General features: G+C 67.5%; 10 protein-coding genes. 4 read left to right on the forward strand and 6 right to left on the reverse strand.

Translation table 11 applies throughout. The annotated features are described in order from the left end of the window. Positions 1-134: 134 nt before the first annotated feature. Genes FZ029_RS08310 through FZ029_RS08330 form a run of 5 tightly spaced genes read right to left on the reverse strand, consistent with a single transcriptional unit; the run spans position 135 to position 6,515 of the window. Positions 135-1,364, reverse strand: coding sequence for an ABC transporter substrate-binding protein (locus FZ029_RS08310; protein ID WP_149268832.1), 1,230 nt, complete (start codon positions 1,362-1,364; stop codon positions 135-137). Between the two features lie 47 nt (positions 1,365-1,411). Continuing rightward, positions 1,412-2,878, reverse strand: a complete 1,467-nt coding sequence (locus tag FZ029_RS08315) for an FAD-dependent oxidoreductase (protein WP_149268833.1) — start codon at positions 2,876-2,878, stop codon at positions 1,412-1,414. Between the two features lie 45 nt (positions 2,879-2,923). After that, positions 2,924-4,162, reverse strand: a complete 1,239-nt coding sequence (locus FZ029_RS08320; protein ID WP_149268834.1) for a CoA transferase — start codon at positions 4,160-4,162, stop codon at positions 2,924-2,926. Then, complete coding sequence (locus tag FZ029_RS08325) at positions 4,159-4,998, reverse strand: citryl-CoA lyase (RefSeq protein WP_149268835.1); 840 nt, start codon at positions 4,996-4,998, stop codon at positions 4,159-4,161. Before FZ029_RS08325 ends, FZ029_RS08320 begins: the two co-directional genes overlap by 4 nt. 38 nt (positions 4,999-5,036) lie before the next feature. Further along, entirely contained in the window at positions 5,037-6,515 is a 1,479-nt protein-coding gene (locus FZ029_RS08330; RefSeq protein ID WP_149268836.1) for an aldehyde dehydrogenase, read from the reverse strand. Between the two features lie 225 nt (positions 6,516-6,740). On the opposite strand from FZ029_RS08330, the gene FZ029_RS08335 reads away from it, so the two are divergent. Together FZ029_RS08335 and FZ029_RS08340 are read left to right on the forward strand one after the other, a co-directional pair. Beyond that, a complete protein-coding gene (locus tag FZ029_RS08335) occupies positions 6,741-7,454 on the forward strand; it encodes an IclR family transcriptional regulator (RefSeq protein WP_174757138.1) in 714 nt (237 codons plus the stop codon). Positions 7,455-7,494: 40 nt separating this feature from the next. Beyond that, entirely contained in the window at positions 7,495-8,217 is a 723-nt protein-coding gene (locus FZ029_RS08340; protein ID WP_247892208.1) for a 2OG-Fe dioxygenase family protein, read from the forward strand. A gap of 22 nt (positions 8,218-8,239) precedes the next feature. Here the strand turns inward: FZ029_RS08340 and FZ029_RS08345 are convergent, their stop codons facing one another. After that, entirely contained in the window at positions 8,240-9,571 is a 1,332-nt protein-coding gene (locus tag FZ029_RS08345) for an MFS transporter (protein ID WP_149268839.1), read from the reverse strand. Positions 9,572-9,684: 113 nt separating this feature from the next. Here FZ029_RS08345 and FZ029_RS08350 point away from each other — a divergent pair, with 113 nt between their 5' ends. Beyond that, positions 9,685-10,563, forward strand: coding sequence for a LysR substrate-binding domain-containing protein (locus FZ029_RS08350; protein ID WP_149268840.1), 879 nt, complete (start codon positions 9,685-9,687; stop codon positions 10,561-10,563). 315 nt (positions 10,564-10,878) lie between these two features. Then, positions 10,879-12,252: an MFS transporter gene (locus tag FZ029_RS08355; RefSeq protein WP_149268841.1), complete on the forward strand. Its 1,374-nt coding sequence runs from the start codon at positions 10,879-10,881 to the stop codon at positions 12,250-12,252. Positions 12,253-12,343 lie beyond the last annotated feature (91 nt).

The raw sequence follows: 12,343 nt of genomic DNA on the forward strand, positions 1-12,343 counted from the left end.
TCACATCCCGAACCGCCACGAACCCCTTGAACTCCTTCGTCAGGTTGCGCGCTTCCAGGATGATGTCGTCGGTGGGTCGGGTGGTCATTCCTGTCCTCTCCCGGTCTTGAGGCCGGCCGGCGGCACGCCGCCCATCACATCTTCTTGACGAGAGGGCACTCGCTTTCCGACAGCGGCCGGAAGGCGCGCTCGGCGGGAATGCTGCGGACCTGCTTGTAATAGTCCCAGGGCGCCTTGGACTCGGCCGGGGTCTTGACCTGGAACAGATACATGTCGCGCAGCACCCGGCCGTCCTCGCGCACCGTGCCGTTCTTCGTCATGAAGTCGTTCACCGGCGTTTCCTTCATCGTCTTCATGACGGTGGGGGCGGCATCGGTCCCGGCGGCCTTGATCGCCTTCAGATAATGGCTGACGGCGCCGTAGACGCCGGCCTGGTAGAAGGTCGGCATCGCCTTGCGCTTCTCGAAGAAGCGCTTGGAGAAGGCGCGCGTCTCGTCGTTCATGTCCCAGTAGAAGGGCGTCGTCAGCATGATGCCCTGGGTCGCCGGCAGGCCCAGCGCATGGACCTCGCTGATGGCGAGCAGCAACGCCACGATGTTCTTGCCCGATTGGCCGAGCCCGAATTCCGCCGCCTGCTTGATGGCGTTCTGGGTGTCGGCTCCGGCGGTGGCGAGCGCCACGACCTTGGCCGGCGACGCCTGGGCCTGGAGCAGGAAGGAGGAGAAGTCGGCATTGTTGGCCGGCATCTTCACGCTTCCCACCACCTTGCCCTTCTGGCTTTCGACGACGGCGCCGGTGTCACGCTCCAGCGCATGGCCGAAGGCATAGTCGGAGGTCAGGAAGTACCAGCTGTCGAGCCCCGAGGCCACCACCGCCTCGCCGGTCACATGGGCCAGCGCATAGGTGTCGTAGGTCCAATGGATGCCGTTCGGCGTGCAAGCCTTGCCGGTCAGGTCCGAACTGGCGGGCGAGGAGAAGATGGCGACGCGGTTCTTCTCCTTGGTGATCTGCTGCACCGCCAGCGCCACGGCGGAGTTCGGCACGTCCATGATGGCGTCGACCTGATCGACATCGTACCAGCGCCGTGCCGTCGAGGCACCGACGTCGGCCTTGTTCTGGTGGTCGGCGAAGATCAGTTCGACGGGCGTGCCATTGACGGAGCCGCCGAAGTCCTCCACCGCCATCTGCGCGGCGGTGATCGAGCCTTGCCCGGTGCTGTCGGACAACTGGCCCGACAGATCGGTCAGGACGCCGATCTTGATCTTTCCGTCGCTGTAGGCGGCACTTTGCGCGAGCGCCGGCTGGGACACGGTATGGGCGAACAGGCAGGCGGCGACGGCCGCCGTCACGGCGTAACGGTTCATCAGTTCCTCCCTAGGGTATTTTTATGGATGGTCGGCTTTATGGACGCTCAGCCGGCGTCCCTCGACGCGGCGGCATGCTGGGCGGCCAGCCGGCCGAACACGGCGCCGCGCAGGACCGAGGTCGAGCCGGTGTAGACCTGGTGGTAAAGGCCGACCGTCTCGCCCGCCGCATAGAGTCCCGGCATCGGTTGGCCATTGCCGTCCAGCACGCGGGCATCGACGTCCACCTTCAATCCGCCGAAGGTGAAGCAGTTGGCCGAGACGATGGGGAAGGCGCGGAACGGACCCTTGGTCAGCGGGCGCGCCCAGTTGGTCTTGGCCGGGTTCAGACCGATGGTCGCCAGACCGTCCACCCGCGTCGGGTCGAAGCGGGAGGCATCGGCCGGACAGGCGGCGTTGTAGGCGGCGACCGTCGCCATCGTTGCCTCCGGCGGCAGACCCAGCTTGTCGATCAGCGCGTCCAGCGTCGGCGCCTCGATGGCCGGCACGTCGCTGCGGATGCTGGCGCGCCAGCGCGGGATGTCCTCCACCTGATCGTCGAACAGGACATAGGCGATCCCCTCCGGCTGGTCGGCGACGACACGGGTGATGGCGTCATAGGTCGCGTCGGCGGTGCCCGGCGCCTCGTCGAGGAAGCGCTCGCCGCGCTTGTTGACCAGCACGCCATAGGGCCAGATGAAGATCACCGCTTCCGGCTGGCGCGACCGCGGATCGACCGGTTCGGCATGGTAGGAGCCGAAATCGCCGGCCGCCGCCGCCCCGGCGTCGAGCGCCATCCGGATGCCCTCGCCGCGGTTGTAGTAGCCGCCACGCGCCACCGGCCGCACATGCTTGGCGCGCTGGCCCATGTAGCGGGTCATCATCTCCGGATTGCCCTGATAGCCGCCCGACGCCAGGATCGTCGAACGGCCGCGGATGGCGACGCGCAGGCCGTCGGTCCCGGTGGCATAGACGCCGCCGATGCGGCCCTGGTCGTCGCGCAGCAGCTCCAGCGCGGTGGTGCGGTAGAGCACGCGGGCGCCCAGTGCCTTCGCCTCCGCCATCAGGCGCTCGATCAGCGCGAGGCCGCCGCCCTGCGCGGCAATGCGCTGGGTGTTCTGGGTCAGCAGATAGATGGGCTGCGGTTCGAACCGCAGGCCGAAGCCCTTCAACCAGGCGATGGTCGGCGGCACCCGCTCGGCGAAGCGGGAGATCACCTCCGGATCGGGGAAGGGGTGGGCCTTCACATAGTCCGGCCAATGCTCGTACGGTTCGGAGGCGGCGGCCAGCACGTTGGGGTCGATGTTCAGCCCGGCGTTGGCGGCGAAATGCTCCTCGAAATCGTCGGCGATCTCGGAATCGTTCTTCATCCGCATATAGGCTTCGGTCCAGCGTGAGTTGCCGCCGAAATCCTCCTCGGGTGCCCGCTCCAGCAGGGTGACCGACAGGCCGGCCTGCAGCGCCGTCACCGCCGCCGAAAGCCCGGCGATGCCGCAGCCGACGATGACCAGATCGCTGATGGCGTAATCAGACATCCGTGTTTCCTCCGTCATTTCATTGATCTTCCGACCTGTCCCGCATCATCCTGCGAGACGTTCCCGGTCGCTGCCGGGTTCGCTGTCGGCCACCACGATTCCAGCCTCCGTCAGCTGCTCGATCGCCGCCGGACCGTAACCGAGTTCGGCCAGCACCGCGCGCGTATCCTGCCCGACGCGCGGCGGATCGCGGCGGATCGCCAGATCGGCGTCCGCCACATGGATCGGCAGCCGCGGCAGAGCGGTCCGCACCCCGTTGGGCAGGGTGGTCGGCATCAGCCCACCGGTCGCCCGCAGATGCGGATCCTCGAACAGATCCTCGGGCCGGGCGATCGGTGCGAAGGGAATGCGGGCGCGCTCGCACACCGACACCGCCTCGTCCATCGACAGGCTGCCGAACAGACCGGTCATCAGCGGCAGCAGGCGCGGCCGGGCGGCGATGCGGTCGTTGTTGGTGCGGAAATCCGGATCGTCGCGCAGGTCCGGCCGGTCGATGACGGCGCAGAAGCGCTCCCAATGGCTGTCGGTGGTGATGCCGACGAAGATCGGCCGCCCGTCGGCGGTGCGGAAGGTCTCGTAGACCGCCCAGGCCGACACGCGCTCCGGCATCGGCGGGATCGGCCCATCCGACTGGGCGGCGTAGCAGAGATGCTGCCCCATCAGGAAAACCGTGGTCTCGAACAGCGCGGTTTCGATGGTCTGGCCCTTGCCGGTCCGCTCACGCTCGCGCAGTGCAACCAGGATGGCGATGACCGCGAACATGCCGCCGGTGATGTCCACGACCGAGGTGCCCGCCCGCAGCGGCCGGCCGCTCGGTCCGGTCATATAGGCGAGGCCGGTCATCATCTGCACCACCTCGTCCAGCGCGAGGCGGCCGGCATAGGGGCCGTCGAGGAATCCCTTCAGGCTGGCATAGATCAGGCGCGGGTTGACGCGGGCCAGCGCCTCGGCACCCAGCCCCAGCCGTTCCATCGTGCCGGGGGCGAAATTCTCCACCAGCACGTCCGCCTCGGCGACCAGACGGCGCGCGATGTCACGGCCTTCCGCCGTCTTCAGATCGACGGCGACCGAGCGCTTGTTGCGGTTGAAATAGCCGAAATAGCCGGTGCCGAAGCCCTTGAGATGACGGGTCGGCTCGCCGTTGGGCACCGGCTCGATCTTCACCACGTCGGCGCCGAGGTCGGCGAGGATCATCGCGCAGGACGGGCCCATCACCGTGTGGCCGAAATCGAGGATCTTGACGCCGGCCAGGGGGAGCTTTTTGTCGAGGGGTTGGGCGGTCATGCGTCCTCTCCTGCAACCGGACGCGGGGACGCCCCGTCGTAGCGGTAGGGAATGGACGGCGGCATCGGTCCCTTGATGCGGCCGCCCTGCTGCGACTGCTCCCAGGCGTGCGCCAGGATGCCGACCGAGCGCGACAGCACGAACAGCCCGCGCCCGAGACCGGCCGGGAAACCGAGTTCGGCGAAGACCACGGCGGTGGCGCCGTCGATGTTCATCGGCAGCCGCCTGCCCTTGCGCGCGGCCAGCGCATCCTCCACCGCGCGGCCGATGGCGGCGGCCTCTCCGGTCACGGCGCCCTCCCCTCTCGCCGCATCGACCAGGGCCAGCAGCCGGCCGGCGCGGGGATCGACGGGGTGGAAGCGGTGGCCGAAGCCGGGGATATGCTCGCGCCGCTCAAGCCGGGCGGCGATCTCGCTCTCCGCCGCCCCGGCCACGGACATGCCGTCCGCCATGTGATCGGCCAGGCGGGCGGCGACGGCGGCGTACAGTTCCATGCATTGCTGGCCGGCACCGCCATGGACGTCGCCCAGCGCGTTGATGCCGGAGGCCATGGCGTTGTTCAGCCCGACGCCGCAGGTGGCGGCCATGCGGGCGGTGGCGATGGACGGTGCCTGCGGCCCGTGGTCCACCGCCGCCACCAGTGCTGCACCCAGCAGCCGGCCCTGCGCCGGTGTCGGCAGCTCGCCGCGCAGCATCAGCCAGACCATGTCGGGGAAGCCGATCGTGCCGATCAATTCCTCGATGGCGTAGCCGCGCACCCGGATCGAGCCCGGATGGATGTCGATGATCGATGTCCGCCACCAGCCGGTGGCGCTGTCGATGGTCGCTTCGGACATGGGAATGCTCCCGGAGGACTCCCTTCGCAGGCCCGGCCTCAGCCGAGCACGAAGGGGTTGGCGCGGTTGGGTTTGGTGGTGATCCAGACACTTTTGGTCTGGAGATATTCCTTGATCGCCTCCACTCCGCCCTCGCGGCCGAGGCCGGAACGCTTGTAGCCGCCGAAGGGCGTGGTGAAACTGGTCGAGCGGTAGTTGTTCACCCACACCGTCCCGGCGCGCAGCCGGTCGACGCAGTACATCGCGCGGTGAAGGTCGCGCGTCCAGACGCCGGCCGCCAGACCGAACTCGACGTCGTTGGCGATGCGCAGCGCATCGTCCTCGTCCTCGAACGGTATGACGCAGAGGACCGGGCCGAACACCTCCTCCTGGGCGATGCGCATGTCGTTGCGCACCTGCGTGAAGATGGTCGGCGCCACGAACTGCCCCTGGCCGTATTCCGGTCCCGACAGGGCATGGCCGCCGAGCGCGCAGACCGCGCCCTCCTCCTTCGCCATGGCGATCATCCGCAGGATCTTCTCCCATTGCGGACGGGTGGCGATAGGGCCGATCTGCGTGTCCATCTTCGACGGGTCGCCGATGCGCGCCTCGGCTGCCGCCGCGACCAGCTTCTCGACGAAGGCGTCGTGGATGGATTTCTGGACCAGCAGGCGCGAGCCGGCCATGCAGGTCTGGCCCGAGGCGCCGAACACGCCGGAGATCGCGCCCTTCACCGCCTGGTCGAGATCGGCGTCGTCGAAGACGATGTTCGGCGACTTGCCGCCCAGTTCCAGCGTCACCTTCTTCAGGCCCGGCGCCGCGGCCTCGTTGACGCGCTGGCCGCCGATGTCGCCGCCGGTGAAGGCGATCTTGGCGGTCAGCGGATGACGCACCAGCGGCTCGCCCACCTCCGCGCCGAAACCGGTGACGACATTCACGACGCCGCGCGGGAAACCCGCCTCATGCGCCAGCTTCGCCAGCTCCAGGATGGAGGCGGAGGTGTATTCCGACGGCTTGATGACGATGGTGTTCCCGGCCGCCAGCGCCGGGGCCATCTTCCAGGTGGTCAGCGCCAGCGGCGAGTTCCACGGCGTAATGGCGACGACGACGCCGAGCGGCTCGTACTTCACATAGTTGAAGACATCGGCCTTGTTGATCGGCACGACGGCGCCCTGAACCTTGTCGGCCAGCCCGGCATAATAATGGAACCACTGGGCGACGTTCCGCACCTGCCCGCTGACCTCGGCCATCAGCTTGCCGTTGTCGCGCTGCTCGATGGCGCCCAGCCGGTCGACATTGGCCTCGATCAGCTCGGCCAGCCGGCGCAGCAGGGCGCCGCGCTGGGTCGCGGTCAGCCCGGCCCAGTCCGGCGACAGGAAGGCGCGGTGCGCCGCATCCACCGCGCGGTCGGCATCGGCCTGCATGCCGCGCGGGATCTCCGCCCAGGCCCGCCCCGAAAAGGGCTCCGTCGTCTCATACCACTCGTTGGAAACCGGATCGCACCAGTCCCCGTCGATGAACAGCTTGTAGCGTTCCACCCTCGGCCTCGCAAAAGTTCTGTTAGATAGAACCGTGTTTCATCTAAGAGAACATAGGTGCGCCAAATGCGTCAAGTCCTAACCATTCGCCTCCCCACTTTTTTCAGCCAGGGCCTTGTACCGGCCGTCCTTGACGTACGATGGTGGTGTCGGGGAAAAATGCGCGCCGGAGATGCCCATGGCCCATCTGCCAATGACGCCCCGTCTGCCAATGAAGGACGCGATATGACCGACGCGAAGGCCAACACGACGACCACATCCTCCGGCGGGGTGGAGTCCGTCGACCGGGCGCTGAGCATCGTCGGCTGCTTCCAGGCGGGCGATCACGCCCTGAGTTTGACGGAGATCGCTGCGCGGACCGGTCTTTATAAAAGCACCATCCTGCGGCTGACCGTGTCGCTGGAGAAGGCCGGCTATCTCGTCCGCCACCAGGACAAGTCCTATCGGCTCGGCCCGGAACTGATGCGGCTGGGGGGGCTCTACCAGCGCTCGCTGCGGCTGGAGGATCATGTCCGGCCGGTGCTGCGCCAACTGATGCGGGAAAGCGGGGAAAGCGCGTCGTTCTTCCGGCGCGAAGGGGCGTGGCGCATCTGCGCGTTCCGCGAGGATTCGACCCAGGCGATCCGTGACCATGTCCACGAAGGCGACCGCCTGCCCCTGGATCGGGGGGCGGCCGGCCATGTGCTCACCCGCTTCGCCGGAACGGTGTCGGCGGCCGATTTCGCCGCCCTTCCCCTGCGCTCCTTCGGCGAGCGCGAGTCGGAAACCGGGGCCGCCGCCGTGCCGGTCTTTTCCCAGCGGGAGGGGCTGATCGGCGCCCTGACCCTGTCGGGTCCGCTGACCCGCTTCACCGAGGAACGCGTGGCGGTGATGGCGCCCCTGTTGCTGGCCGCCGGCCGCCGGCTGTCCGAGACCCTGGGCGGACACTATGCGAATTGAGGTTTCGCCAGGGCTGCAAGGCCGGCGACAGGGAGGTGACATGGATATGCTGATGCAACGGATGCGGGACGGGATCGCGTCGAGCGGCTTCTCCTTCATCGCGGCACCCGACATGCAGGTTCTGCTCGGCGAGGCCGGCATGGCGGATTGGGACGGTTTCAGCAGCAGCTGGGACGACCTGGGCCTCGACCTCTACATGGCGGACGGCGGCCGTTACCGGCGGCGGCGCCATGCCGCCTTTGCCCTTTCGGCCGGGGATATCCGGCGCAAGCCGCACCAGCCCCATTACCAGAGCCGCGATTACAATCCGCTGAACGGCGGGATCGAACGCTGGTTCGAGCCGGTCACCGACGGGATCGCGGCCCACCCCGCCCTGCGTGCGATCCTGGCGACCAGCTTCGCCCTGTTCGATCCGTTGACGCCGCCGGACGTCCGTCCCGACGTCTGGCACACGGAGGTTCATCAGTTCCGCATCGAGGCGCGCGCGGGCGAGGCCGCCCAACCGACCCCCGAAGGCATGCATCGGGACGGTGTCGACTGGGTCCTGGTGATGCTGATCCGGCGCGAGAACATCGCAAGCGGCACCACGACGATCCACGACCTCGATGGCCGACCGCTGGGAAGCTTCACCCTGCGCCATCCGCTGGAGTCGGCGGTGCTGAACGACGCGCGGGTGTTCCATGGCGTGACGCCGGTGGAGCCAGCCGACCCGGACCGGCCCGCCTTCCGTGACGTTCTCGTGGTGACCATGCGTCGCCCGTGATTGCGCCGTTCGCTCCGGCTTTTCAGCGTACTGCCGCTGGCGCCACCTTCGGGAACAGGACGAAGGCCGCCAGCGCAGCCACGGCCGCCGCCAGCCACACCCCGCTCCAGTTCGCCCGTTCCAGGACGTGAGGGATCGCCATCGGGGCGAGGAAATAGGCGCCGAAGGCAAAGGTGTTGCCGAGGCCGAGAGCCGTGCCGGTGTGCGCGATGCCCGCGATGCTGGCAAGTTCGGTGAAGGCGATACCGTGCCAGCTGGACGCGACGATCCCGCCGGCGACCAGGGCGACGACCACCGCCGCCACAAGCGCTCCGCCGGACTGCGGCAGTGCGGTGTCGATCGCGACGAAGCCGGCCAGCACGCAGTAGACGACGGCCGTCAGCAAGGCGCATGCCTTGAGGAACGGCCGCCGGTTGCGGTGACGGTCCGTGAAATGGCCGCTCCACACGCGGACGACGGCCGCGCCAAGCTGAATCGTCACGATGCTGGCGCTCACCGCGGCGGTGCCGAGATGACCGACATCGTTCAGAAAGATCGCCGCGAAAGTGACGACCGCCACCTGCGGAATGCACAGCGCGCCGACGCCGAAGACCGTTTTCCAAACCTGCCCGTTGTGCAGCGGTCCCTTTCCAGACATCTGCGAAGCGGTCCCTGCCGGCATCGTGGCCGCCATCTCAGGAGGTTCGCTCACCCACAGCCACACGAACCCCGTGGTGGCGAGGCAGAGCGCCGCCAGCGTGCCGTAGACTCCCTGGAATCCGACGCCGTCGGCGAGCGGCGGAAGAATCAGCGCCCCGGCGGCACCGCCGGCTGGCAAAGCCATCTGCCGGACACTCATGGCGAAACCCCGCTCGCCTTCACCGAACCATGCCATGACCGCCCGCCCGCTCGACCCGTTCAGGCTGCCGCCGATCATGCCGACCATCAGGAAGGCGCCTGCGAGGAGCGTGGTGGACGGAATGCGGCCCGGCACCGGCGATAGCAGCAGCGCCATGAGCGCCAGCACCAAACCGGTCAGGCCGAGCCCCGTCAGCAGCACCTTGCGGTCGCCCCAGCGGTCGGTCAGCATCCCCCACAGCAATTCGCTGACGGCGACCCCCAGCCCCATGGCCCCGATCACCAGCCCCAGATCGGTCGCCGCCAGCCCGTAATCGGCCCGCATGGAAACGGCCGTCGCCGGAAGTCCCGTCAAGGCCGCGGCAAAGCTGCCGTTGGCGGCCACGCCGACCCCCAGCACCTTCCAGCGATGGGGGTCCTTGCCGGTGGCCTTGTCGGTGGAATCCCTGCCGGCGCCATTGTCGCCGATATCTCTCAATGAGGCCCGTCGGGCCCGTTCGTCACTGGTCGTCGTCATGTCCGGAAGCCTCGATGTCGCTTGTGCTTGCCTCCTTGCTGATACCGCGTCACAATCATTCTGATAATCAGGATTATCTATACAGTCGATCCCGAAAATCAGGATTGTTGGCCGTGAGCAAAGTGATCTTCGATCTCGACGTGCTGCGCAGCTTCGTCACAGGCATGGACCTCGGCAGTTTTGCCAAGGCCGCGGACCGGCTGGGCCGCTCGACCTCGGCGGTGAGCGCACAGATCAGGAAGCTCGAGGAACAGGCCGGCATGGCGATCTTCCGCAAGGCGGGTCGTGGCCTTGCCCTGACCGAGGCGGGGGAGACCATGCTCGCCTACGCCCGGCGCCTGCTCGACCTCAATGACGAAGCAGTCACCGCTCTTCACGGCATGACGTCGGAAGGGTGGCTGCGGGTCGGCATGCAGGAGGATTTCGCGGAAAAGCTATTGCCGGCGGCGCTCGGCCGCTTTGCCCGCGCGCATCCCAAGGTCCGTATCGAGGCGCGCGTCGGCCGCAACAACGACCTGCTCGACCGGGTGGCGCGGGGACAACTGGATTTCGCCCTCGCCTGGGACAACGGATCGGCGGCGCCGTTCAAGACGGATATCGCCACTCTTCCCGTCCGCTGGATCGCGCCCGGCGCCGGCATGGCGATGCCAACATCCGAGGACGGAGCGCTGCCGCTGGTATCATTTGATGACGGCTGCTGGTTCCGGGGCGTCGGCACGGCTGCGCTCGACCGTGCCGGCCGCGCATGGCGCATCACGCTGACAAGCCCCAGCCTTTCGGGATTATGGGCCGGCGTTGAAGCAGGGCTGGGACTCACCCTCCGAACGTCAATCGGCCTGTCGTCCGGCGTCCGCGTGTTGGAGGAAGGGACCCACGGCCTACCTCCGCTTCCCTCGATAAGCCTCGCGATCTACCGGAAGGATGCGACGCTCGATCCTCTGGCGGAAAGGCTGATCGACATCGTCACGGATGGCGTGCGGGACCTTACCTGACGAAATGCCGCAGACGCCACGGTTGACCGTCAGCCGGGCGCGCAACTACCATACCAGCAACTGGAATGGTAGTATGCAACGCCACGAACGGTCCCGAAGCGGCACCGCTCCCGACGATGGCCGGACTGCTCCAGGAGACAGTGCTGAAACGTGCGACCGCCGCCCGGTGGTGCCGCGGGAAACCTGGATACCCGGTTCCCGCACTTGTCCACCGGTGCGCCCGAACCATTGGGCCACGGTATTTGGACCGAATCCGGTGCGCAGATCCTGCGCAGTGACCGGCGGCGGCGTGCGTCCTGGCTGGAGATGCCAATCATGAGCGAACAGACTATTGCCGACGCCCCACCCGGCCAGTCGGCGGAACCGGCCCGTAAAGCCGGCGGCTTCGGCAAAGCGGCGGGCAAAGCGGCGGTCACGGTAAGCAAGACCATCGGCCGCTACCGTTGGACCATCTGCGGCCTGCTCTTCTTCTCGACCACCATCAACTATATGGACCGGCAGGTGCTGGGCCTGTTGAAGTCCACGCTGATGGGCGACATGGGCTGGACCGAGTCCGACTATGGCGACATCGTCGCCGCCTTCTCGCTGGCCTACGCCTTCGGCTATGTCGGCTGCGGCCGGCTGATGGACAAGGTCGGCATCCGCATCGGCCTGCCGGCGGCCGTCGCCGGCTGGAGCTTCTTCGCCTGCATCCATGCCCTGATGGGCAGCGTCCTTGGCTTCAAGGTGGCGCGCGCCGGCCTCGGCCTGACCGAAGGCGGCAATTTCCCGGCCTCGATCAAGGCGGTGTCGGAGTGGTTCCCGGCCAAGGAACGGGCGCTCGCCACCGGCATCTTCAACGCCGGCTCCAACGTCGGCGCGGTCGTGGCGCCGATCCTGGTGCCGATCCTGCTCGCCCTCTATGGCTGGCAGGCGGCCTTCCTGGTCACCGGCGGCATCGGCTTCTTCTGGGTCATCGCCTGGCTGCTGATCTACCGCAAGCCGGAGGAGCATCCGAAGCTGACGGCCGAGGAACTGGCCTATATCCGCAGCGATCCCGTCGAGCCGCAGGAGAACATTCCCTGGATCAAGCTGCTGACCTATCGCGGCACTTGGGCGAACATCGCCGGCACCTGCTTCTCGGCACCCGTCTGGTGGTTCTACCTGAACTGGGTTCCCGGCTTCCTGAACAAGCAGTATGGCGTCAACCTGTTCGGAGCGATGCTGCCGCTGATCATCATCTACACCATGGCCGATTTCGGCAGCATCGGCGGCGGCTGGTTCTCCTCCCACCTGATCAAGCGCGGCGTGAAGCCACTGCGCGCCCGCAAGCTGACCTTCCTGGTCTGCGGCCTGTGCGTGCTGCCGGTGTTCTTCGCCTCGACCGTGTCCAACATGTGGCTGGCCGTTCTGCTGATCGGCATCGCCGCCTCCGCCCATCAGGGCTATTCGGCCAACGTCTACACCATCGTGTCCGACACCATGCCGCGCAACGCGGTGGGATCGGTGGTCGGCATCGGCGGCTTCTGCGCCTATTTCGTCGGCATGTTCGTGTCGATGGGCGTCGGCCGCCTGCTGGACGCCACCAACGGCAACTATCAGGTGCTGTTCGGCATCGCGTCGGTGCTCTACCTCGTCGGTCTGGCGATCATGCATCTGATCCTGCCGAAAACCGGATCGGGCAAGACCCCGGCCGGGATCGAGGTCTGATCTTTCCGTCCACTCCGCCTCGCCACTCCGGGGCGCCCCGCCCCGGAGTCCTCACCAGCGACCGATAGTCTTACCGAATGACGGTGCACCG

This window comes from Azospirillum sp. Sh1, from assembly GCF_008365135.1.
Classification (GTDB): Bacteria; Pseudomonadota; Alphaproteobacteria; order Azospirillales; family Azospirillaceae; genus Azospirillum; species Azospirillum oryzae.

Coding starts and splice junctions, on each gene's coding strand:
- FZ029_RS08325 (WP_149268835.1), bottom strand. CDS start 4,998: ATGTCCGAAGCGACCATCGACAGCGCCACCGGCTGGTGGCGGACATCG.
- FZ029_RS08355 (WP_149268841.1), top strand. CDS start 10,879: ATGAGCGAACAGACTATTGCCGACGCCCCACCCGGCCAGTCGGCGGAA.
- FZ029_RS08340 (WP_247892208.1), top strand. CDS start 7,495: ATGGATATGCTGATGCAACGGATGCGGGACGGGATCGCGTCGAGCGGC.
- FZ029_RS08315 (WP_149268833.1), bottom strand. CDS start 2,878: ATGTCTGATTACGCCATCAGCGATCTGGTCATCGTCGGCTGCGGCATC.
- FZ029_RS08320 (WP_149268834.1), bottom strand. CDS start 4,162: ATGACCGCCCAACCCCTCGACAAAAAGCTCCCCCTGGCCGGCGTCAAG.
- FZ029_RS08345 (WP_149268839.1), bottom strand. CDS start 9,571: ATGACGACGACCAGTGACGAACGGGCCCGACGGGCCTCATTGAGAGAT.
- FZ029_RS08335 (WP_174757138.1), top strand. CDS start 6,741: ATGACCGACGCGAAGGCCAACACGACGACCACATCCTCCGGCGGGGTG.
- FZ029_RS08310 (WP_149268832.1), bottom strand. CDS start 1,364: ATGAACCGTTACGCCGTGACGGCGGCCGTCGCCGCCTGCCTGTTCGCC.